This window comes from Ahrensia sp. R2A130, assembly GCF_000179775.1.
Taxonomy (GTDB): domain Bacteria; phylum Pseudomonadota; class Alphaproteobacteria; order Rhizobiales; family Rhizobiaceae; genus Pseudahrensia.
Genome location: NZ_AEEB01000003.1, coordinates 655773 through 677088 on the forward strand (window position 1 = coordinate 655773; position 21316 = coordinate 677088).

General features: G+C 56.7%; 19 protein-coding genes. 11 read left to right on the forward strand and 8 right to left on the reverse strand.

The genetic code is table 11. The annotated features are described in order from the left end of the window. Positions 1 to 22 precede the first annotated feature (22 nt). Entirely contained in the window at positions 23 to 715 is a 693-nt protein-coding gene (locus R2A130_RS03970) for a glutathione S-transferase family protein (RefSeq protein WP_009463784.1), read from the reverse strand. A gap of 62 nt (positions 716 to 777) precedes the next feature. Here R2A130_RS03970 and R2A130_RS03975 point away from each other — a divergent pair, with 62 nt between their 5' ends. The 3 genes from R2A130_RS03975 to R2A130_RS03985 all read left to right on the forward strand — a co-directional run bounded on the left by R2A130_RS03975 (position 778) and on the right by R2A130_RS03985 (position 4959). Continuing rightward, positions 778 to 1287, forward strand: a complete 510-nt coding sequence (locus R2A130_RS03975; protein ID WP_009463785.1) for a DinB family protein — start codon at positions 778 to 780, stop codon at positions 1285 to 1287. A gap of 39 nt (positions 1288 to 1326) precedes the next feature. After that, the gene (locus R2A130_RS03980; RefSeq protein ID WP_009463786.1) at positions 1327 to 3228 is read left to right on the forward strand and encodes an ABC-F family ATP-binding cassette domain-containing protein; all 1902 of its coding nucleotides are present in this window, start codon (positions 1327 to 1329) and stop codon (positions 3226 to 3228) included. A gap of 438 nt (positions 3229 to 3666) precedes the next feature. After that, complete coding sequence (locus R2A130_RS03985) at positions 3667 to 4959, forward strand: hypothetical protein (RefSeq protein WP_156798370.1); 1293 nt, start codon at positions 3667 to 3669, stop codon at positions 4957 to 4959. 20 nt (positions 4960 to 4979) lie between these two features. Here the strand turns inward: R2A130_RS03985 and R2A130_RS03990 are convergent, their stop codons facing one another. Further along, positions 4980 to 5435, reverse strand: a complete 456-nt coding sequence (locus tag R2A130_RS03990) for a DNA polymerase III subunit chi (RefSeq protein WP_009463788.1) — start codon at positions 5433 to 5435, stop codon at positions 4980 to 4982. A 106-nt stretch (positions 5436 to 5541) separates the two neighbouring features. Here R2A130_RS03990 and R2A130_RS03995 point away from each other — a divergent pair, with 106 nt between their 5' ends. Continuing rightward, positions 5542 to 5970, forward strand: coding sequence for a hypothetical protein (locus R2A130_RS03995; protein WP_009463789.1), 429 nt, complete (start codon positions 5542 to 5544; stop codon positions 5968 to 5970). 27 nt (positions 5971 to 5997) lie between these two features. Here the strand turns inward: R2A130_RS03995 and R2A130_RS04000 are convergent, their stop codons facing one another. Further along, positions 5998 to 7455, reverse strand: a complete 1458-nt coding sequence (locus R2A130_RS04000) for a leucyl aminopeptidase (RefSeq protein WP_009463790.1) — start codon at positions 7453 to 7455, stop codon at positions 5998 to 6000. 256 nt (positions 7456 to 7711) lie between these two features. On the opposite strand from R2A130_RS04000, the gene lptF reads away from it, so the two are divergent. The 6 genes from lptF (at position 7712) to rsmA (ending at position 15446) form a co-directional block, all read left to right on the forward strand. Next, positions 7712 to 8920 (forward strand): LPS export ABC transporter permease LptF, encoded by a 1209-nt coding sequence (gene lptF, locus R2A130_RS04005; RefSeq protein WP_009463791.1) that lies wholly within the window; start codon positions 7712 to 7714, stop codon positions 8918 to 8920. After that, positions 8917 to 10035 (forward strand): LptF/LptG family permease, encoded by a 1119-nt coding sequence (locus tag R2A130_RS04010; protein WP_009463792.1) that lies wholly within the window; start codon positions 8917 to 8919, stop codon positions 10033 to 10035. The genes lptF and R2A130_RS04010 overlap by 4 nt, the downstream gene beginning before the upstream one ends. Continuing rightward, positions 10036 to 12435, forward strand: a complete 2400-nt coding sequence (locus R2A130_RS04015; RefSeq protein ID WP_009463793.1) for an LPS-assembly protein LptD — start codon at positions 10036 to 10038, stop codon at positions 12433 to 12435. A gap of 137 nt (positions 12436 to 12572) precedes the next feature. Next, positions 12573 to 13583: a SurA N-terminal domain-containing protein gene (locus R2A130_RS04020; RefSeq protein ID WP_198008607.1), complete on the forward strand. Its 1011-nt coding sequence runs from the start codon at positions 12573 to 12575 to the stop codon at positions 13581 to 13583. A 1-nt stretch (position 13584) separates the two neighbouring features. Continuing rightward, positions 13585 to 14610 (forward strand): 4-hydroxythreonine-4-phosphate dehydrogenase PdxA, encoded by a 1026-nt coding sequence (pdxA, locus tag R2A130_RS04025; protein ID WP_009463800.1) that lies wholly within the window; start codon positions 13585 to 13587, stop codon positions 14608 to 14610. Further along, complete coding sequence (gene rsmA / locus R2A130_RS04030; RefSeq protein WP_009463803.1) at positions 14607 to 15446, forward strand: 16S rRNA (adenine(1518)-N(6)/adenine(1519)-N(6))-dimethyltransferase RsmA; 840 nt, start codon at positions 14607 to 14609, stop codon at positions 15444 to 15446. The genes pdxA and rsmA overlap by 4 nt, the downstream gene beginning before the upstream one ends. 9 nt (positions 15447 to 15455) lie before the next feature. Here rsmA and gmk read toward each other — a convergent pair whose 3' ends face one another. The 4 genes from gmk to R2A130_RS04050 all read right to left on the reverse strand — a co-directional run bounded on the left by gmk (position 15456) and on the right by R2A130_RS04050 (position 19297). Next, positions 15456 to 16085 (reverse strand): guanylate kinase, encoded by a 630-nt coding sequence (gene gmk / locus R2A130_RS04035; protein WP_009463853.1) that lies wholly within the window; start codon positions 16083 to 16085, stop codon positions 15456 to 15458. Positions 16086 to 16270: 185 nt separating this feature from the next. Then, entirely contained in the window at positions 16271 to 17497 is a 1227-nt protein-coding gene (gene mltG, locus R2A130_RS04040; protein WP_371179377.1) for an endolytic transglycosylase MltG, read from the reverse strand. A 198-nt stretch (positions 17498 to 17695) separates the two neighbouring features. Beyond that, positions 17696 to 18952, reverse strand: coding sequence for a beta-ketoacyl-ACP synthase II (gene fabF / locus R2A130_RS04045; RefSeq protein ID WP_040304620.1), 1257 nt, complete (start codon positions 18950 to 18952; stop codon positions 17696 to 17698). 108 nt (positions 18953 to 19060) lie between these two features. Next, on the reverse strand, positions 19061 to 19297 hold the full coding sequence (locus tag R2A130_RS04050) for an acyl carrier protein (protein WP_009757490.1): 237 nt from the start codon (positions 19295 to 19297) through the stop codon (positions 19061 to 19063). A 219-nt stretch (positions 19298 to 19516) separates the two neighbouring features. Here R2A130_RS04050 and R2A130_RS04055 point away from each other — a divergent pair, with 219 nt between their 5' ends. Next, a complete protein-coding gene (locus R2A130_RS04055) occupies positions 19517 to 20425 on the forward strand; it encodes a DMT family transporter (RefSeq protein ID WP_009757491.1) in 909 nt (302 codons plus the stop codon). 153 nt (positions 20426 to 20578) lie between these two features. Here R2A130_RS04055 and fabG read toward each other — a convergent pair whose 3' ends face one another. Continuing rightward, the gene (fabG, locus tag R2A130_RS04060) at positions 20579 to 21316 is read right to left on the reverse strand and encodes a 3-oxoacyl-[acyl-carrier-protein] reductase (RefSeq protein WP_009757492.1); all 738 of its coding nucleotides are present in this window, start codon (positions 21314 to 21316) and stop codon (positions 20579 to 20581) included.

The following is a 21316-nucleotide window of genomic DNA, read 5'->3' on the forward strand; positions in this document are numbered from 1 at the left end:
CCCTGCCCGCGCTGCCTGCAAGCTAGGCCGCTTTGGGTACGGAACGGCCCACACCATCATACATGTCCAGCAACCGCTCGAACCATTCACCGACAGGGCTGGTTTTGTCCAACACATCCAGCGGGCTGGTAACGCGCAGCCATTGAAGCGCTCCAAAGACGATGTAGTCAGCAAAGAGCGGAGTTTTCCCGCCCAAATAGGGCTGTCCCTGCAACGTCGTGGCAAATGGTTCCAGCGCACGCCCCAACTCTGCACCATCCTTCGGAAACTTTGCGGAAAATTCTTCCAGCGTGCTCCCGAGCGTGTTTTCTCTGGTGCGGCGGAAGAATGCCTTATCGGTATCTGCAAGTGCATCGTGAATATCCAGCATCGCCAGCTTGGACACAGCCGGATGAAGGTTTCTCTGCGACCAGTTGCCAACGAACCTGGTAAGCGCGGCCGCTTCCGGCCCGCCCAATACGGAAGGGGTGTCCGGATAGTTGGCATCAAGATATTCCGCGATCGCCAGACTGTCTTCGACAACGGTATCGCCGTCGCGGATCACCGGCACACGACGAGCATCGCCGCCCTCCAGGGTAGCGACCTGCGTGAACGGAACTGCGACCGTTTTATAGTCCAATCCCTTGTGCTCCAGCGCCATGCGGCTCTTCCAGCAATGCGGGCTGAAGACTTGGGCACTGTCTGCGCCGCAAAGTTCGTAATGCAAAATGGTCATGGGCGTTCGTCTCCGGTTCAGTTAGCTTTCGCGTAAGCATCGTCGGACGGAGGCACAAGCGCATGCACGATCATTTTACCCAGTTCGCCCGCTACAATGGCTGGGCCAATCGCCTGCTTTACACGTCTGCGGCACAGCTTTCAGATGAGGAATATCGACGCGATGTCGGCCTCTTCTTCGGCTCCATACACGCAACGCTGAACCACATACTTGTGGCCGACGAGATATGGATGGCTCGTTTGACCGGCACCACGGGAGCACCCACCAGCCTGGACGTGATCTTGCATGAAACATTCGATGACTTGCTTAAGGCGCGCAAAGGAATGGATGAGCGCATTATCGACTACACGAATGGCCTCACGTCAGAGGATTTCACAAACACCTTCACGTACACGCCGGTGACGAATCCCGAGGCTGTAACGCAGGCCCGCGCGCCTGTTCTTGCTCACCTGTTCAACCACCAGACCCACCATCGCGGGCAGGTTCATGCAGCGATGACCCATATGGGCCACGACGCCCCTTCCCTCGATTTGATATATTTTCAGCGTGTGGAGCGGCTTGCCGCCTTATAACCGCTTGCACCTTGCGGCGCGGCGGGCCAGAAGGCGGCCATGCTACATATCGAAGATCTGACCTTCCGCATGCAGGGCCGCCTGCTCATCGAGAATGCCTCCATTCATGTGCCCATGGGCGCGCGGGTAGGCTTTGTCGGGCGCAACGGCACCGGCAAGACCACGCTGTTCAAGCTCATCACCGGCGAATACGGGCCGGAGACCGGCTCGCTGCGGATGCGTAAGAAAATGCGCTTGGGCCAGGTGGCTCAGGAAGCGCCTGGCACAGAGTTTTCTCTGCTGGAAACAGTGCTCGAAGCCGATAAAGAACGTGCAGAATTGCTGGCTGAGGCCGACACCGCGACCGACCCTACCCGCATCGCCGACATTCACACCCGCCTGAACGACATAGAAGCGCACAGCGCAGAAGCCCGCGCCGGTGCGATTCTTCACGGCCTCGGTTTCGATGCAGAAGCGCAGGCGCGGCCATGTTCAGCTTTCTCCGGCGGTTGGCGCATGCGCGTGGCGCTGGCTGCCGTTCTGTTTTCCGAACCTGATCTGCTGCTGCTGGACGAACCGACCAACTATCTCGATCTGGAAGGCACGTTGTGGCTGGAGAACTACATCTCCCGCTATCCGCACACGGTCATCATCATCAGCCATGACCGCGACCTGCTGAACACCTGCTGCAACACGATTATCCATCTCGAAAACCGCAAGCTGACATCCTACAAGGGCGACTACGATTTCTTCGAGAAAACGCGCGCCGAACGCAACGCGCTGCAAACCAAAATGAAGGTGAAGCAGGACGCCAAACGCGCCCATATGGAAAGCTTCATTAATCGCTTCAAAGCGAAAGCATCCAAAGCCACGCAGGCCCAAAGCCGCGTGAAGGCGTTGGAGAAGATGGCCGTGATTTCTGCCGTGCAAACAGAAGACGTAGCGCCACTGCATTTCCCAAGCCCTGAACGCCGTCCCGCCTCGCCCATCATCAATATGGAAGGCGCGCAGGTTGGCTACACTCCGGGCCAGCCCGTCATCGAAAACATGACATTGCGGATCGATGCTGATGACCGCATCGCGCTGCTGGGTGCGAACGGCAACGGCAAATCGACATTTGCGAAGCTGATCGCTGGTCGCTTGGACGCCACCGGCGGCTTGGTGCGGCGGTCGGAAAAGCTGAAGATCGCGATGTTCGCGCAGCACAATATGGACGATCTCGTTCCGGAAGAAACGCCGGTCGATCACATCCGCAAGCTGGTGCCAAACGAGCCTGACGGCAAATTGCGCGGCCGCGTTGCCCGCATGGGGCTGGGCGCAGAAAAGATGGACACGAAAGCCAAGTCGCTGTCCGGTGGTGAAAAAGCGCGACTGCTGTTGGGCCTCGCAACATTCCACCAACCGCACCTCCTCATCTTGGACGAACCGACCAACCACCTCGATATCGACAGTCGCGAAAGCCTTGTTATGGCGCTGAACGATTATCGCGGTGCGGTCATTCTCATCAGCCATGACCGTCATCTGGTGGAAGCCAGTGCGGACCGGCTTTGGCTCGTCCATGATGGCACGGTTGGTCCCTACGATGGGGATTTGGAAGACTATCGCCGCCTCATCCTCAAAGGTCCGGGCTCACCGAAGAGCAAGCCAGCCGAGAAAGAGGCCCAAGGGAAGTCGAAGGCCAAACCATCCGCGGCCGATGTGGACGCTGCCGAACGCCGCCGCCGCGAAGCAAAACTGCGCTCCAACCAGTCCGGCTCCCGCGCCCGCGTAAAGCAGTTGGAGGCGACGATGGGGAAGGCTGCCGAAGCGATCAAAAAGCTCGACAAACTGCTCGCCCAAGCCAGCACCGAACGAGACGCCAAGCGCATCCGCGATATCGCGATGAAAAAGGCAGAGTTTGAACGCCGGCTCGTTGGTGTCGAAGAAGAATGGCTGGAATTGAGCGAGGCTTTGGCGGGCTAAGCTGCCGAACATTTGGCGCGGGGAATACGCGAAATGATAGAACGGAAACGGCGATGCAATTTTGCCAAATCCTGTGTCCTACAAACACTGGCCAGAACGTCCCACCGCGCTAATCTAGCAGCAATAACCTCCGCATTTTCTTATCTTTAGCACGTTACAATGTTTTTTATATCGCCCAGAACTTGCGTCATGATCGTATCGCTATCGTCAGCGCTGCTTATCAGCGGCTGTCAGGGAGCGGCTCAAGGTGGCGGATCGAGTGCGCTGAAGTACACCCTGCAAGAGCGGAAGCAGAATATTCAGCAATATCGGCAAGCGGTGCCAAAGGATCAGGGTTCACTAAGCTACATGCTGGTGATTGCGGATCGTGCAGGCGCAACGAAATTCCGCAACGCAGACCGGGCAAGCAGGCGTGGATCAGGTGCTGGTTTCACCATCATGCATGTGCAGGTCGAGCAAGATTACAGTCTTGGCTTCCCGCTCTACCGGTTGGTGTTCAAACCACGTAATTTTGGTGCGGTCCAGATGACAAACTGGGGCACAACGGCATTGGCCCGTTTCGGTAAATCAAAATCCACTGCAAATTATTACGCGGCGTTACCAAGCACCGTGCAGCTTTCAGCAGATGGAATGGTGAAGACCGATTGGACCTATTGCCCCAAATGCTACGATTCCAGAATAGACACTTCGCCGGAGGGGCTTCGCCTCGCCGCAAGCAGGGCGCGAAATTTTGGGAGCACAAGCCAGTCTTTTTACGGGACAGTTGATACCAATGCGAAGCGCCCGCACGAACTGCTGACCGGGCCTGCCGCTCGACGTGCAGCGGCGGCCATGGGCAAGCGCCTGCAAGGTTTCAGCGATAAGAGACGCCAGTCCAAGACCGCAAATGTCGCCTACCAAAAATACATGTCGGACTACAAACGCGGCCTGCCGGAAAGCAAAATGAAGGTCGGTAATTGCAGAACCGAAAACAGCGCGTCGGTTGGCGACATCAAGAGCAAACGCCGCGCTGTGCGCATCAACCGCGCAGCCATTAAATGCCGCAGCAGAGTCTTGAACGAGTTTGACATTAACGCCTATCGCACCCGCCTTCCGGCCATCAAAAGCAAAGAAACGCAGTTGTTCGCCGCAAGCTTCGGTCTCAATCGCGGTGAAATTCTCTCCCCTGAGCAGGTGCAACGAAACGCGGAGAAAATGGTCCGCGCCGCCCGCAGTCTTGCAGAAGGCTTTCGTTCAGAAGTGAGCGAGCAACGCGACCGTAACCGCAAAAGCCGGGAACGTTCACGCCGCGAGAGGGCCTCACGCGAAGCTATTTTCCGGAGCGCTAATAAAACCAATCAGGATTTTCAGCGACAACAGCGCGATGTCGGAACTCAGCAAGTCGATCCATCAACAGGACGTGTAACGACCCGTTCTCAACGTGCAGCAGAAGCCAAACGCGCGGCAGAAGCGGCCCAGAGACGCGCTCGAAGCAAACAGACCGCAAAAACGAATAACCAATCGACACCACAAAACACCCAGTCTTCAAGCAGATCCAGTTTGAAGTTCCCGTGCCGTGAGGTTCAACGAACAGCTGCTGTTTGCCGTCAAAAATGGACCGATGAATGGGTAAAACTTGGCAAGGGGTTCAAGAACCCGAAATTGGATTGCTCTGCAGAGTACAGAGCCGAGTCGGTCTGCCTTTCAGCACAGCTGAAGAGAAGCGAGAAACGTGGTTCCACCAATCGTTGATGCAATGACCGGTTGGCACGTTATCCCTTCTTCCCCCAGCGCCCCTCTTCATTCTGCTGCCAATAGGTCAGCGTGTGACCAGCCGCTTTTAGCTCTTTCCATTGGCTCCGCGCTTGGGCGACGGCATTGTCGTCGTAGCCATCGAACATGGTGATGACGCGCTCATAGTCTTCAGGCTTTGATACGGTTGCACCTGCCACCACGAAACGGACAGCGGCGTTGTTGGGGCGTTCGTCGCCGGTGGTGAGCCAGATGGGGTTATCGCCACCCTCACCCGGCCCGTTTCCTTCGCGCCAATGAGGTAAAAAGCTCTCGTCGTTGTAGGTCCAAAGCAGCTCGTCCAGTTCGTCGCGAGCAGCTTCCTGTCCGGCCTGAATGACGACGTTCCATTCACGGCCACGACACCTTTCCACGAGCTGCGGCAGTGCTGCTTCCAGCTTTCCGGTTGTCAGGTGGTAGAAATGGATATCGGTCAAAGCGGCCTGTCCGTTCGGTTATGGGCGCAAGACTTGCACGCAAACGCCTGTTCCGGCATTCGTATTCCCCATAAGCACTAGCCCGCAAGACAGGTTTGGCATTTCCATGTCCATAATTTCCAAAACCGGCTACGCCATCGCAATTTTAGGGCTGTTCACGCTGTCCGCAACCGCTTTGGCCAATGACACTCCGAGCTGCACCTTGGACGACGGGAAACTGTCTTGTGAGAAACCCGTCATTGAAACATTGGGCAGCAGCAAGACAACCTTCCTACTGACCAAACTCGACCGAGAAGGCGTGATGCGGGAGAAGGGAAGCACAGCTGAACGCTTCCGTCTGTCACTGGAGCGCCAACGCAAAAAGGCCGAACGGGAAATGCGCCGTGCTGAACGCAAGGCCAACAGATCTGCCGATCACGTTGCAGCGGCTGCCGAATTGGCAGCTATGCGCGACGGTTTGATGAGGAATTACCGCCTCGGCATGCGCACGTACTACGGCAACATCTGGTTCAAGCGCGGCGACTCCAAAAACTAGAGCCGCCGCCTTCAATTCCAGTCGAAGTTAGCTCTCGTAATTATCGGCCACCAAACGATCCAGCAAACGAACGCCGTAACCCGACGCCCATGATTTGTTGATGTCAGTGGACGGCGAATCCATCGCGGTGCCTGCAATATCCAGATGCACCCATGGTGTATCGCCGACATAGCGCTGTAGGAATTGCGCGGCGGTGATCGAGCCAGCGAAACGACCGCCGATATTTTTCATATCGGCGTTTTTGGTGTCGATCATCTTGTCATATTCCTTGGTCAGCGGCATCCGCCAGACCTTCTCATTCGTCACCGCGCCAGCAGCAGAAAGTTGTTCCGACAAGGTATCATCGTTGGAGAACAGACCCGCATGTTGGTTGCCGAGTGCCACAAGAATGGCACCGGTTAGCGTAGCAAGATTGATCATAAATTTAGGATCGAATTCCTTGCGGCAATAATACAGCGCATCCGCCAGCACGAGCCGACCTTCTGCATCCGTGTTCAGCACTTCGATAGTCTGGCCGGACATAGACGTGACGATGTCACCGGGGCGTTGGGCATCGCCGTCGGGCATGTTTTCCACCAGACCGATGATGCCGACGACGTTGGCCTTCGCCTTACGGGCAGCCAGCGCGTGCATAAGACCGGTAACAGCGGCAGCGCCGCCCATATCGCCCTTCATGTCGCCCATACCTGCCGGCGGTTTCAGCGATATGCCGCCGGTATCGAAGGTCACACCTTTACCGACGAAGGCCACCGGCTTCTCGCCTTCCTTGCCGCCGTTCCACTCGATAATCGCCATGCGTGGCGGATTACGGGAACCACGGGCAACGCCCATCAGCGCCCCCATCTTCAGCTTGTTCATATCCTTGCCGTCAAGGGCCGTGACCTTGCAACCAAGCTTCGACAGCTTCTTGGCGCGTTTTGCAAAATCCTTTGGTGTCAGCACGTTAGCGGGTTCGTTAACCAGATCGCGGGCCAGCATCACGCCATCAGCGATGCCTGATGCCGATTCCCATGCAGCTTCTGCAGCAGCCACGTCATCGGTATGGAATGTAAGAGCGAGAGCATCTTTCTTCTCGTCTTTCTTGCCGCCTTTCTTGGTTTTGTAGCGGTCAAATTTATAGGATGCGAGAACAGCACCCTGCGCCATAGCAACGGCCTGCATCGGGTTCTGCGCAGCGATTGCGATGGCCCCTTCACCAGTGGCCGCCTGCAACTTGCCCCCAAGGTTCAGCCAGTCCTGCTCGTTCAGATCGTCCACATCACCGGTGCCGAGAACGATCAAGCGGTCGAGGCCACTGTCAGCCGGGCACAAGATCTGCGCCGTTTTGCCTTTGCCACCTTCGAATTTGGCAACATCCAGCGCCCGCGTTACGGAATCACTGGCGACCCCATCGGGAAGCGTAAGCGACTTATCGGTGAGAACGACGAGGCCACCGTCTTTGGGCAACTCGTTTGACGCGAAAGTGATCTTGGGCAGTCGGCTCATTGCGAACTCCGGTAAAATGGGCGTTTGGGCGCGGTTATCGCAGCCCCACCGCCAATAGGTAGGCACTCACGGCAGCAGGGTCAAAGGCGCATCGCAGTGGCCACATTGCACCACCGCTAAACAAAGCGCTGCCAGCATGAGAACGCTTCATTAACCCCGTTCATTTGCCGCTTTTTAGCCATTACGAGTGCTTAATCGCCCGACTACAATTTGACGTACAACCTTACAGATCAACCGCACAGAGAGCGCAGCCTGCATGGGTCTCAGCCTCCTAGAACGCTATGTCTTCAAAAAAGCTCTGGTGATGGTCGCCACAGCGCTGGCAGGGCTAGTGGGCGTTATCTGGGTGGTTCGTGCGGTTCAGGAAGTCGATGTCATCATGTCCAAGGGACAGGGCATCATGACCTATTTGACGATCACCACGTTGGGCGTTCCCAGCCTGATTGCAGCTGTTGCACCGCTGGCGCTGATGATCGGAATGGTGCGAACCATCTCCGCATTAAACGATGAGTCGGAAATGGTGGTGATGCACGCATCAGGCGCATCCCGCTGGTCGCTTGCCCGTCCGTTCCTGTGGCTGGCCGGTCTTATGGCGATCATGATCTATTTTCTTTCGCTTTATGGCGGCCCCCACTCGCTCACCAAAATGCGTGAGACCGTGAACACCATGCGGGCTGACCTGATTTCAGTGGTTGTGAAAGACGGCGAGTTTCAGCAGCTAGGCGGTGGATTGATGTTCCACATCGCAACACGCTTGCCCGGTGGCGAGTTGAAAGGCGTTTTCATTACCGACACGCGCGATGAAAACGAGCATCTCACCTATCTCGCAGATTCCGGCACCATCTCAAAAATCGGAGAAGACGCCTACCTCGTACTTCGTCAGGGCCAGGTGCAACGCACGACGGTAAAGACCAACAACAGCTCCTTCATCGATTTCGACAGCTACGCCTTTAACCTGTCGACGTTCTCAGGTGGTACGGGCGACGGAAAATCACGCTCGCGAGGCGAACTTCGTACGTCGGAACTGTTTTCGCCCGACCCTGCTGATGAGATGTTCAAACGCGCACCGCATCGCTTTCGCGTCGAGTTCCATACCCGTTTCACCAGCGGGCTGTACGCTTTTATGGTGGCGATTGTCATTCTCGTTTGCATGGGCAACCCGCAGTCGCACCGGCAAGGCCTAACAGTCCTGATCACAAGCACAGTTGTGCTCGTGATCCTGCTTCGTGGTGCGGGAATTCTGGTGGAAAACAACTTGAAAGCAACGCCTTTGTTATGGGTAGCAGTGTGGGGCATCCCTTTGTTAGCAATCGGTAATTCCTTCCGATTACTCGCAACTGACAAGGTATTTTTTCCTCCGGATTTCTCATCGCACATTCAACAGCGGTGGGAAAAATTCACGGCCTTCATTGTCTCTGCCAAGCGCGCAGCAATAGGACCTAAACTGGCTGGTGACGCGTCATGATTGGCCAGACACTCAGCGTATATCTGGCGAAGAATTTCTTGCGCAACACGATGTTTGTTTTCCTCGTGTTCTTCTTCCTCATCGCCCTTGTGGATATGTTGGAATTATCGCGCCGTACCGCGCGCATCGATGATGTGGGCTTTTTCGACGTTGTCAGCATTGTTATGCTGCGCGCACCTGTTCTGTCGGAAAATATCGTTCCCTTCGCCGTGCTTTTCGGAGCTTCGGCGTCGCTGCTGCTGCTTAACAAACGGTTGGAACTGGTTGTGGCGCGGGCCTCAGGCGTTTCTGTGTGGCAATTTCTTGCGCCCATTTGTGCAGCTGCCGCAGTCGTAGGCCTTGTAATGGGCCTGATTTACAATCCGCTTTCCTTACGTTTGCAGGCGTCTTCCCTGTCGTTGGAAGGTGTCGTATTTGCAAAAAATACTGGCGTTACAAGCGACACCACATGGAATTTCTGGACCCGCATCGCGCGCCCCGATGGTGATATGGTGTTGCGCGCAGCAGTAGCTGCGGAACGCGGAAAAAAGCTGTCGGGCGTTTCGCTCTACCTGTTCGACAAGGACGGCAAGCCGGAACAGCGTATCGATGCTGCTTCGGCAAACTTTGCAGAAGCGGTACCAGGCACCGACTCACTGCCCAACCGATATGTGTTGGAGCGGGCCAACATCCTCACCGTTGGTGAAAAACCAAAGGTCGTTCCGGTGATGGTAGTGCCGGTTTCCATAACGGCAGAATTGCTCGAAATCCGCCAGACAAGTGCCGAAAGGGTGAGTTTTTGGGATTTGGACGACCAGGCTGAACTGGCAGAACGGGCGGGCCGTCCGCCCGAGCCGTTTCAGACGCGCTGGCACTCGGTTCTAGCTCTGCCGCTACTGTTTGTGGCCATGGTGTTACTTGCGGGCACCGTTTCATTAACATTCGCACGATTTGGCATCAACGGTAAGCGCATCCTGACTGGCGTTGTGGCGGGTTTCGTGCTGTATGTTCTTACGAAATTAGTGGTGACTTTTGGCAGCAACGGACTGGTATCTCCAGTCATTGCCGCATGGTCACCTGCGACGGTGGGAAGTCTCATTGCGATTACGGTGCTTCTGCATCAGGAGGACGGCTGAATGAACGCCGCCCCTAGCCATAGGCACGTTCGCGCCCCGCTTGCGGCGCAACGAAGAATTGCGTCAGCCGCCCGCCTGCTTCTGCTGTCCACTGCACTGGTCGCAGCCCCTGCCCTTCAGGGCATTGGCACGACAAGTTCAGCCCTTGCCCAAAGCCTTGAGCAGCGCGACCCGAACGCCCAGCTTCTGCTGAAAGCGGATGAACTGATTTACGACAATGACAACGAGATCGTCACCGCGCGCGGCAACGTGCAGATGGACTATGACGGGTACAATGTTGTTGCTGACCGGGTATCCTACAACCAGCAGACACGCCGTGTGAAAGCCTTCGGCAATGTCGAAATTCTGGAGCCGGACGGGAACCGGATTTTTGCAGATGAAATTGATCTAACCGATGATTTCGGCGAAGGCTTCGTCAACGCGCTGCGCGTGGAAACACCAGACAACACACGTTTTGCCGCTGAAAGTGCCGAGCGTTTTGCCGGACAAAAAACTGTATTCAACCACGGCGTTTACACTGCTTGTGAGCCTTGCAAGGAACGCCCGGACAAGGCGCCCATCTGGCAGATCAAGGCCGAGAAAGTCATTCTCGACGGTGTCGAGAAAACCGTGACCTACCGCAATGCACGCTTTGAACTCTTCGGCGCGCCCATCGCCTTCCTGCCCTACTTCCAGCATGCCGATCCCTCTATCAAACGTAAAAGCGGATTCTTGATCCCACGCGTCGGGTATAGCAGCGACCGCGGTGCCTATTACGAGCAATCCTATTTCCTCGTAACCGGTCCATCCCATGACCTGACTGCGACAGGCACCTACTACAACCAGCAGGGCTTTCTTGGTCAGGCCGAGTGGCGCCACCAGTTGGAAAACGGCTTCTACAACATCCGCATCGCTGGCATCAGCCAAGAGAACAAAGGCCGTTTTGAATTCGCGCCGGACAACAGCGAGCGAGAACGCGGATTGATCGCCAGCAATGGGCGTTTCGATATTAACCCGAACTGGGCGTTCGGCTGGAACCTGCTTGCCCAGAGCGACAGCAACTTTGCCCGCACTTACGATATCAGCGGATTGTCAGATCAGAACGTCACCAACCAGATCTACCTCACAGGCTTGGCAAAACGCAGTTATTTCAATCTCTCGGCCAAGCAATATCTGGTTCAAAACGAAACTATTGTGGGCACGGGCAACGCATTTTCATTCGAAAGCCAGCAGCCCACTGTTCTGCCGGTTCTCGATTATAACACAGTGCGCGACGACGAATTCCTTGGCGGTGAGTTCAAGCTTGACGTCAATGTGGCTGCGATCAAACGCAATCAACTCGATGCCACGATCAAAGCATCTGGCGACAACCGCGTGAATGGTATCAACGGGGAAACTCTTCGAGCCAGCGTCGACCTAAGCTGGCAAAAATCCATCGAAACGTCTTTCGGCTTTGTGGTCACACCAATAGCTTCGGTTCGCGGCGACTTCATGGAAGCGACTGGCCAAGCCTCAAGCGCATCATTGGCGACCAATTCGTCATTTGATCGAGGCGATGCATCACGTTTCCTGCCAACAGCCGGTATCGAGGTTCGCTACCCGCTACTCGTGACCACCGAAACATCCAGTCACGTGTTCGAACCTATTGCGCAGGTCTTCCTGCGTCCCGAACTTGGCTACACCGGCGCCCGACCCAATGAAGACGCCCAGAGCCTCGTTTTCGATGCCAACAACCTGTTTAACCGCGACAAATTCTCAGGTTATGATCGTATCGAAGATGGCAGCCGTGCCAATATCGGCCTGCGCTACTCTGGTATCTTCGACAATGGCGTGACCTTAAACGGCTTGGTGGGCCAAAGCTTCGTAATTGGTGACCACAACCCATTTGCCCGCGAAGACGACCTGACAAACACGGGCGAAGAATCAGGTCTGGAATCAGACACGTCCGACTACGTCGCCGCGCTTTCTCTCGGCGGCAGCTCGGGCTGGTCACTCGGTGTGCAAGGCCGTTTCGACGAGGACAGCATTGATCTGCGTCGTGGTGAGGTCGAGGCGAGCTATGGCAACGCATGGGGCAGCGCTTTTGCCAGTTACGCATTCATCGCCGCTCAACCTGACTACGCGTTTCCTGATGATCGGAGCCAGATTGCTGCCGGTACAACGATCAATTTCACCGAAAACTGGAGCGCATCAGCTCAGGTTACATACGATCTTCAGGACCATGCGCTTATCAGCGACACCCTGCTCTTGTCGTATATCGATGAATGTCTGACTTTCTCTATCGCTTTCACAGAAGCCCACTCCACATTGGACGATTCCGATCCGGACAGAACCGTGTCCTTCAAGATTTCGCTGCGGACGCTGGGCGACTTCCAGCAGACGGTCAGCGATAATACGCTCGATCGCCTCGCCAACGAATAGATCATGACCGTGCCGCAATTGGCGGCCAAATCTCCCCGTCGGGGAAGAAGACAGCCGACCGGGCCAATAAAACAGATAAATCGGCGGCTAAGAGGGGCTAGTAAGCCAATATAACAATGATGACACCGCAGAAAACTTTGTCGATTACCTCACTCCTGCTGGCAGCACTTGCCGTGGCGGGCTGCACGGGTTCCGGCAAGTCATCCGCCACATCTGCCTTGCAGGAACCGATTCCGGCACAAGAATCTGTGGTCGGCGCGCCCAAGGTTGCAACAATCAACAAACGTGGTGGCACACGCATCGCCGTCTTGGTCAATGAAACACCTATTACCAGCACCGATATTGCACGCCGCGCCAAATTCGTGCGCTTGCGCCGAATGAAGGGCAACGCGACCACAATTGCCACGAACGAATTGATCGACGAAGCGATCAAAATGAAAGAAGCGCGAAGGATTAATGCCGTCGCGTCCGATGCAGAGGTCAGTTCGGCCTACGCAGGTTTTGCCAAGAACAACAAACTCACACAGCCTCAACTTGGTCAGGTTCTATCCCGAAGCGGCACCACAGTTCGCGGCTTCAAGGACTACATCCGTGCATCCCTATCGTGGCAGCGCGCCGTAGGCAGCCGCATGCGCGCTGAGGCGTCCGGCCGGGGCGGTCTGGGCGAAAAAGCAAAAGGCCCACGATTCCTGTCATCTGCAGGAACCCAAGGGGCAAAAGAAGGCGAATACACGCTGCAACAAATCGTCTTCGTCGTGCCCTCAGACAAGCGCGGTCAGCTTTCAGCCCGCCGTGCACAGGCCAACCAGTTCCGCACGCGTATGAACGGCTGCACAAATGCCCTCGAACTGGCCAAATCTCTCCGTGACGTCTCCGTTCGCGACCGCGGACGCCTGTTGGATTCGCAACTTCCTCCCCAATGGGCAAAGGAAATAAGAGCCCTGAGCGAAGGCGGCGTAACGCGCACGAAAGATACCGATAAAGGCGTTGAAATGCTCGCCCTTTGTCGCAAACGCGAAGTGCGTGCATCGACATCCAGCACATCGGCCGACCTCTTCGGCGGCGCAAATTTTGCCGAGCAGCAATCAGAGACGGAAAAGAAGTATCTGGCCGAGTTGAAGGAACGCGCTACAATTCAGCGCCGCTGATATGACGCGTCAAATTGAACTGCCGCTTGCGGTTTCCATCGGTGAGCCCGCCGGTATCGGACCTGATATTCTTCTTGCCTTGGTGGCATCTAAAGCCGCCCTGCCTCCCTTGATCTGCTTTGCAGACCCAGATCAGTTGAACACCCGCGCCAAATTGCTAAACCTCGATCTCAAGATCGTGCAGCACGACTTCGCAAAACCTACCGCGAACAATGCAGGCGAACTCCAGGTGGTGCCACTAAAGAACCAGCTCTCCGAACGCCCGGGCGTTGCAGAAACGAGCAATGGAGCAGGCGTAATCGAAGCCATCGACAGCGCTGTAACTGCGGTATGCGATGGACATGCGCGGGGCGTCGTCACGCTGCCGATCAACAAGAAGTCACTCTACGACGCAGGCTTTCGTCATCCCGGACACACGGAATATCTCGGCGAACTTGCCGCTCATTTTCCCGGGCAATCCTCGCCGGTACGGCCTGTTATGATGCTGGCTGGCCCGGAACTACGAGCGGTGCCCGTCACCATTCATGTTCCTTTGTCGGATGTACCCGGTGCATTGACCACGCAGGACATCATCGAGACAGTTACTATCACCAACGACGACATGAAAAGACGTTTCGGCATCGCGGTTCCACGTATAGCAATATCTGGCCTGAACCCGCATGCCGGCGAAGACGGCGCGATGGGCACGGAAGATCGCGACATCATCGCACCTGCAATCGCAACATTGCGGGAAGCCGGTGTTGATTGCTGGGGCCCGCTGCCAGCCGACACCATGTTTCACGCCCCTGCCCGCGCGCGCTACGATGCAGCCGTCTGCATGTATCACGATCAGGCCTTGATACCTGCTAAGGCACTGGCCTTCGATGAGACCGTAAACGTGACGCTGGGCCTACCCTTCGTGCGCACATCGCCAGACCACGGCACAGCATTTGATGTCGCAGGAACCGGCAAGGCCAACCCCGCCAGCACGTTTGCTGCACTGCGAATGGCCGATGAAATGAGTCAAAATTTCAAGGCCACACATTGAGCCATATCGACGATCTACCGCCACTGCGCGAGGTGATTGACCGCCACGAACTGGCGACAAAGAAGTCGCTTGGTCAAAATTTCCTGCTTGATCTCAACATCACAATGAAGATTGCCCGCGCTGCCGGTGATCTCACCCGGCACACGGTTTTGGAAATCGGCCCAGGACCCGGCGGCCTCACCAGAGCGCTATTAGCAAGCGGGGCAAAACATGTCGTGGCCATTGAACGTGATGCGCGGTGCATTCCGGTATTAGCGGAAATTTCGGACGCTTATCCGGGGCGTTTGACGGTGATCGAGGGAGATGCGTTGGCGCTCAACCACGAACAGGTTCTTGCCGATGCAGGCGCAAGCGGCCCTGTAAAAATCGCGGCCAATTTACCCTATAACATCGCCACACCACTCTTTACCGGCTGGATTACCGGAACCAATTGGCCACCATTTTGGAACGGCATGACGTTGATGTTCCAAAGGGAAGTGGCTCAGAGGATCTGCGCTGAACCGGGTGACAAAGCATGGGGTCGCCTTGGTGTTCTGGCCGGTTGGCGCAGCCATGCCGACATAGCATTCGACCTATCGCCGCAGGCTTTCTGGCCGCCACCAAAGGTCACATCATCCGTCGTTATGGTGCAGCCCCGCGCAGAACCTTTGCCTGTCGCAGTGAGCGATCTTGAAAAGATCACACAGGCTGCATTTGGCCAACGCCGCAAAATGCTGCGCCAAAGCCTGAAAAGCATGAACGGTGCAAGCCGACTGGAAGCAACCGGCATCGAAGGCACGAAACGCGCTGAGGAACTAGCCGTAGAAGATTTCGTGGCGCTGGCTAACGAGAAATAGGCGTTAGACCTATTCCAGCAGGCTTTCTACAAAATCTGTAACAGCCATCAAACGGCGGTCCCGTGCCAAACGCTCGGCGCGCAAAATTGCCTTCACATCGGCAAAACATTTGTCGAGATCGTCGTTCACCAGCGGATATTGATACTCGGTCCAATGGCGCATTTCGTTGCGCGAATTCTCCAGCCGTTGCGTGATGATCTCCGGCGAATCCTCCGCCCGCCGTTCCAATCGGGCGCGCAGCTCTTCCATCGATGGCGGTAGGATAAAGACCGATACGATGTCAGCGCGGACAGCCTCGAACATCTGTCTGGCACCCTGCCAGTCAATATCAAAGAGCATGTCCTGCCCTTTATCCATCGCGGCCTGAACAGGCGTCATCGGAGTGCCGTAGTAGTTCCCGTGAACCTCGGCCCATTCCAGCAGCCGTCCATTGTCACGCATATCGAGAAACGCTTGCTCGGTAACAAAATGATAGTCTTTGCCATCAATCTCACTACCACGGCGCGGACGGGTGGTGACGGATACCGACAAAGACAAATCCGGATCGTCCCGCAGCAGGTTGCGCGCAATGGTCGATTTTCCGGCACCGGACGGTGAAGACAAAACCAGCATCAAACCACGGCGCAACATAGGCTGCATGGCAGGGTTCGCACCGGTACGTGGCGGCACGACACCGTGCGTTGTGGACGTGTCTGAAGGGGACGAATCGGACAAGGCTGCACTCTGAAAAGCAAAACTGGTTTTAGAGTGTTCCATAGCGCCTGTTCGTTCAAGGCGAGGCCTAATGCTCAAACAGAATTAATGTTTAACTTCAACGCGTGGCGTCAGTTTGCCGTGCTTGTGTCAGCATCCGCATCTTCGCTGGCCGCTTTTTCAGCATCCTGCTTGCGTTGCGCTTCAATCGCCCGCCACTTTTTCACATTGGCATTGTGCTCCGCCAACGTTTTCGAAAAGACGTGCCCGCCGGTGCCATCAGCAACGAAGTAGAAGTCATCAGTCTGCAACGGATTGGCCACAGCTTCCATCGAAGCGCGGCCAGGGTTGGCAATCGGTGTCGGTGGCAGACCGTTGATCTGATAGGTATTATACGGCGTCTGGCGATCCAGCTCGGAACGGCGCAGACCGCCCCGATCCTTCGGCTTACCCTCACCACCCCAGATGCCGTAAATCACGGTCGGGTCGGTCTGCAGCCGCATTCCTTTGTTGAGGCGGTTTATGAAAACCGACGCGACGTGCGGGCGTTCCGAGCCGATGCCGGTTTCTTTCTCGACGATAGAAGCGAGGATGACGAGTTCTTCTGGTGACTTCAGAGGTAGCCCATCAGCGCGGCTGTTCCAGATTTCACGCAACGATTTCTGCTGAGCATCCTTCATCCGCACGATCAACTGATCACGTGTATCGCCTTTTTGCACCGCATAGGTGTTGGGCAAAAGACTGCCTTCGGCAGGCACGGCAAGAACGTCACCCGTCAAACGTTCATCGGCAATGATGCGCTCGACAATGCGATAGGATGTCCAGCCCTCCGGGAACGTGACCGAACGGGTGATCGCACGACCCTCAGTCAACTGCATCATCACCTGGCGCATAGACATGCCGGGATTGAATGCAAACTCACCGGCCTTCAAATCAGACGCTTTTCCCGACGATTGAACGCCCCGCAGAAAAACCCGCAAAGGCCCTTGCTGGGGGATGATGTTCTGCTGCTCGAGACCAGTGATTATGGATGCGAAAGTGGCACCGCGCGGAACCTCGAATGTCGTGTCTTGTTCCAACGGTCCCCGCGCTTCGAACTGCGTCTTGCCGTACCAGACGGAGCCGACAAACAGCAGCGCACCGATGATTGCCAGCGTCATAATGAAGTTGAACAGGCGTACCGTCATGCTTTTGGCAGACCGCGACCGGCGTTTCGTTCTCGGGTCGCTGGTGGGCGGCAGTTCGCCAACAGGTTCCAAGCCTTCACGCGATACGGAATCGCGATATTCGTACACCGGCTCGGGACGCGGTTGCTCCGGCGTTTGCGGCGCCGGGCGACCTTGCGCTTGTGGTGGCAACGCGTACTCGGAACGGGGGCGATAACCGCCTGCCTCGTTGGAGGCACCGTCTCGTGGTTGGCGTCCGAATGGGGTGTCGTTGTCACTCAAGGTTCAAGCCGCTTCTTCAAAATCGGTGGGTTCGCTTCACCGAACCGTGTTGGCTAAAACAAGCAATTCAATATGGCAGAACTGCGCGTCGGTGCCGAACTTCGTGCGTCAGTTCACTTTCGTGAACGCAAGCGCGGCGTTGGTACCGCCGAAGCCGAAGGAGTTTGACAGCACAGTGGTCAACTCTTTTTCTTTCGCTTTGTGCGGGATCAAATCGATCTGCGTTTCCACGTCCAATTTATCGAGGTTCAGCGTCGGCGGCATCATGCCGTCGCGCATGGCGAGCAGGCAGAAAATCGCTTCAGCAGAACCGGCAGCGCCCAACAGGTGTCCAATGGCAGATTTGGTGGAAGACATGGAAAGGTTAGGCGCATGATCGCCCACAAGGCGCTCTACTGCGCCCAATTCCATCGTGTCCGCCATGGTTGAGGTGCCGTGGGCGTTCACATAATCGATCTCGGAAGCATCAATTCCAGCACGCTTCAAGCAAGCCTTCATGGCGCGATAGGCACCCTCGTGATTCTCAGCAGGTGCGGTGATGTGGAAGGCGTCTCCGGAGAGACCGTAACCGACAAGCTCGCCATAAATCTTGGCTCCTCGCGCTTTGGCGTGTTCGTACTCTTCCAGCACGACGATGCCTGCGCCCTCGCCCATGACGAAACCGTCGCGGTCAGCATCCCAAGGACGCGACGCTTTCTCAGGTTCATCATTGTAGGATGTGGACAGCGCTTTGCAGGCGGCAAAACCGGCCAACGAAATGCGGCATACGGGCGATTCTGCACCGCCAGCAACCATCACGTCGGCATCACCAAGCGCGATCATACGGCCAGCGTCGCCGATGGCGTGTGCGCCGGTGGAACAGGCCGTCACCACAGAATGGTTGGGGCCTTTGAGGCCGTGCATGATCGAGACATAGCCGGATGCGAGATTGATCAAACGGCCCGGGATAAAGAACGGCGACACGCGGCGCGGGCCGCGCTCGGCCAGCAAAAGCGATGTCTGCTCGATACCCTGCAAACCGCCGATGCCGGACCCGATCATGGTGCCGGTGGCGCATTTTTCGTCTTCTGTAGAAGGGTGCCAACCGGCGTCGTTGAGGGCCTGCGTCGCGGCGGAAACGGCATAGACGATAAAAGGATCGACCTTGCGTTGTTCCTTCACCTCCATCCAGTCGTCAGGGTTCCAGGCATCCAGCGCGTCGCCGCGCGGTATCTGGCAAGCGATCTGCGCGGGCAGATCATCGACCTGAAAATCGGTCACCTTCCGCGCGGTGCTTTTACCGGCAAGAATGTTGGCCCAGCTGGATTCAGCGGTACCGCCAGCTGGCGACACCATGCCGATACCCGTTACAACGACGCGTCTCATGGAAATACCCGTTTTCGGTGGAGTGAACACTCACCGCGCCGCACGGGGCGCGGCATAGCCTGCGCGGCGGACGCGGTTTCCCGCGCCCAACGCTCAGACGGTAGAGGCCTAGGCCTTGTGCTTGTCGAGATAATCGACGGCGTTTTTCACAGTCTGGATGGTCTCGGCAGCGTCGTCTGGAATTTCCACGCCGAACTCTTCTTCGAAAGCCATCACCAGCTCGACGGTGTCGAGGCTGTCTGCGCCCAGATCGTCGATAAAGGAAGCGCTGGACACGACCTTGTCTTCTTCAACGCCGAGATGCTCGACAACGATTTTCTTCACGCGTGCTTCTGTATCGCTCATGGTATTCTCCGTTATCGGCCTGCTAAATTGCTGGTTCTACCTAGTTAACGCCTAGCTACATATCAAGCGACAATCGGCAGATAGGATGAAGGTTCTATGCACCGAAATCTTGCGTATTTTCGCTCGTTCAGCCGCTGAAGGCATCCGCAGGGCAGCTTTGCTTGTGCGACAGGCTGAAAGGGCGTAGCGCGGCGCGACTCTTATCGGTGCGCTGGTCCCATGGATATCTACCAACTTTCCGCCCTTGCGGCTGCCTTGTGCTGGGCGTTGAACGGCCTCGTATCGTCCGGCCCCTCGGGGGAAATGGGCGCGATGGCCTTTGTGCGCTACCGCCAATGGGTCACGCTGGTGATGTTGCTGGTCTTCATCGGGGCAACCGCGCTGTTGGGGCGCGAGGGTTTCAGCACGGTCGATAGCAACTGGTGGCTCACCATCATCGCGTCGGGCCTGATCGGCATTTTTCTTGGCGACAGTTTTCTGTTCATTACGCTGAACCGCCTAGGCCCGCGTCGAACGGCCATGCTGTTTTCATGCAACGCACCCATGACCGCAGTGTTGGGATGGTTGGTGCTTGGCGAAACCCTAGCGGCAGGCGAATGGTTCGGCATCGCGTTGGTGACGGCAGGCGTGATGCTGGCGATTCTCTACGGCAAGCGCAAAGAGCAGCGCCACCACTGGGAAAGTATCAAAGGCGCTTTGTGGATCGGCGTGGCCTGCGGGTTGATCGCGGCATTGGGGCAAGCTGTAGGCTCGCTCATCATCCGCCCTGTCATGCAATCCGGTGCTGATCCGGTGACGATTTCAGCCATGCGCGTCGGCGTAGCTGGAATCTGCCTTTCGCTGTTGGGTTTCCTCCCGATGCAGGCGCTCAAGGCAAAAGTGACGATGACCAAGCAGCTGTTCGCGGTCGTGTGCCTGTCCGCATTCCTCGCCATGGCGCTAGGCATGACCCTGCTGCTCTACGGCTTCAGCGGTGGCGAAACCGGCATCATCGCCACACTATCCGCCACCACGCCTGCCCTTATGCTGCCGCTGATCTGGATGAAAACCAAAGAACGCCCCGCCGCAGGTGCATTCGCGGGTGCAGCACTCGTGGTCATCGGCAGCGGCTTGATATTTCAAGGCTGATCGCAGCCAATCCGTGCACGTCCGATCAAGCCAAAGACGTTTCGCATTTTAGCGAAACGTCAGGCGGCGAAGAGCCGCCCGGCGCTAGCTGCGCCGCGCCCGCGCAGCGAAGGGCGAAGCCCGACAGCGTGAGCGCAAAAATAAGAGCGCAAATTAAAGCATCGCCATGCCGCCGTTCACATGCAGGGTCTGGCCCGTCATGTAGGCGGATTCGTCGGATGCAAGGAACACCACGGAGGATGCGATCTCGTCGCCCGTGCCCAACCGCTTGGCTGGCACCTTGGCGAGGATCATCTCTTTTTGCTTGTCGTTCAGCGCGTCCGTCATCGGTGTTTCGATGAAGCCGGGCGCGATGCAATTCACCGTCACGCCGCGCGATGCGATTTCCTGCGCCAGCGATTTCGACATGCCGATCATGCCCGCTTTCGAAGCGCAGTAATTTGCCTGTCCGGGATTGCCGGTCACACCGACGACCGACGTTATGTTGATGATGCGACCACCCTTGCGGCGCATCATCGGATGGGTGACTTCGCGGGTGAGCTGGAAGGCTGCACGCAGATTCACATTCATCACCGCATCCCAGTCTTCATCCTTCATGCGAACGAACAATCCGTCACGGGTGATGCCCGCATTGTTGACGAGGATGTTCAGACCACCAAGCTCTTCTTCGGCTTTCTTACCAAGTGCCGCGACGGCTTCTGGGTCGGACATATTGGCTGGGAAGATGTGAACGCGACCGCCCATCTCATCGGCGATTTCTTTCAACCGTTCTTCGCGGGTGCCGTGGAGACCCACAGTCGCGCCTTGCGCATGAAGCGCCTTGGCGATGGACACGCCGATGCCACCGGAAGCGCCGGTAACGAGGGCAGTTTTGCCGGTCAGATCGAACAT

Bases quoted from the DNA above. Each gene is read 5' to 3' on its own strand.
- pdxA (WP_009463800.1), top strand. From the start codon at position 13,585: ATGACGCGTCAAATTGAACTGCCGCTTGCGGTTTCCATCGGTGAGCCC.
- fabF (WP_040304620.1), bottom strand. From the start codon at position 18,952: ATGAGACGCGTCGTTGTAACGGGTATCGGCATGGTGTCGCCAGCTGGC.
- R2A130_RS03995 (WP_009463789.1), top strand. From the start codon at position 5,542: ATGTCCATAATTTCCAAAACCGGCTACGCCATCGCAATTTTAGGGCTG.
- R2A130_RS03985 (WP_156798370.1), top strand. From the start codon at position 3,667: ATGCATGTGCAGGTCGAGCAAGATTACAGTCTTGGCTTCCCGCTCTAC.
- R2A130_RS03975 (WP_009463785.1), top strand. From the start codon at position 778: ATGCACGATCATTTTACCCAGTTCGCCCGCTACAATGGCTGGGCCAAT.
- gmk (WP_009463853.1), bottom strand. From the start codon at position 16,085: ATGCAGCCTATGTTGCGCCGTGGTTTGATGCTGGTTTTGTCTTCACCG.
- R2A130_RS04010 (WP_009463792.1), top strand. From the start codon at position 8,917: ATGATTGGCCAGACACTCAGCGTATATCTGGCGAAGAATTTCTTGCGC.
- R2A130_RS03980 (WP_009463786.1), top strand. From the start codon at position 1,327: ATGCTACATATCGAAGATCTGACCTTCCGCATGCAGGGCCGCCTGCTC.
- lptF (WP_009463791.1), top strand. From the start codon at position 7,712: ATGGGTCTCAGCCTCCTAGAACGCTATGTCTTCAAAAAAGCTCTGGTG.
- R2A130_RS03970 (WP_009463784.1), bottom strand. From the start codon at position 715: ATGACCATTTTGCATTACGAACTTTGCGGCGCAGACAGTGCCCAAGTC.
- fabG (WP_009757492.1), bottom strand. From the start codon at position 21,316: ATGTTCGATCTGACCGGCAAAACTGCCCTCGTTACCGGCGCTTCCGGT.
- R2A130_RS04015 (WP_009463793.1), top strand. From the start codon at position 10,036: ATGAACGCCGCCCCTAGCCATAGGCACGTTCGCGCCCCGCTTGCGGCG.
- R2A130_RS04055 (WP_009757491.1), top strand. From the start codon at position 19,517: ATGGATATCTACCAACTTTCCGCCCTTGCGGCTGCCTTGTGCTGGGCG.
- R2A130_RS04050 (WP_009757490.1), bottom strand. From the start codon at position 19,297: ATGAGCGATACAGAAGCACGCGTGAAGAAAATCGTTGTCGAGCATCTC.
- R2A130_RS04000 (WP_009463790.1), bottom strand. From the start codon at position 7,455: ATGAGCCGACTGCCCAAGATCACTTTCGCGTCAAACGAGTTGCCCAAA.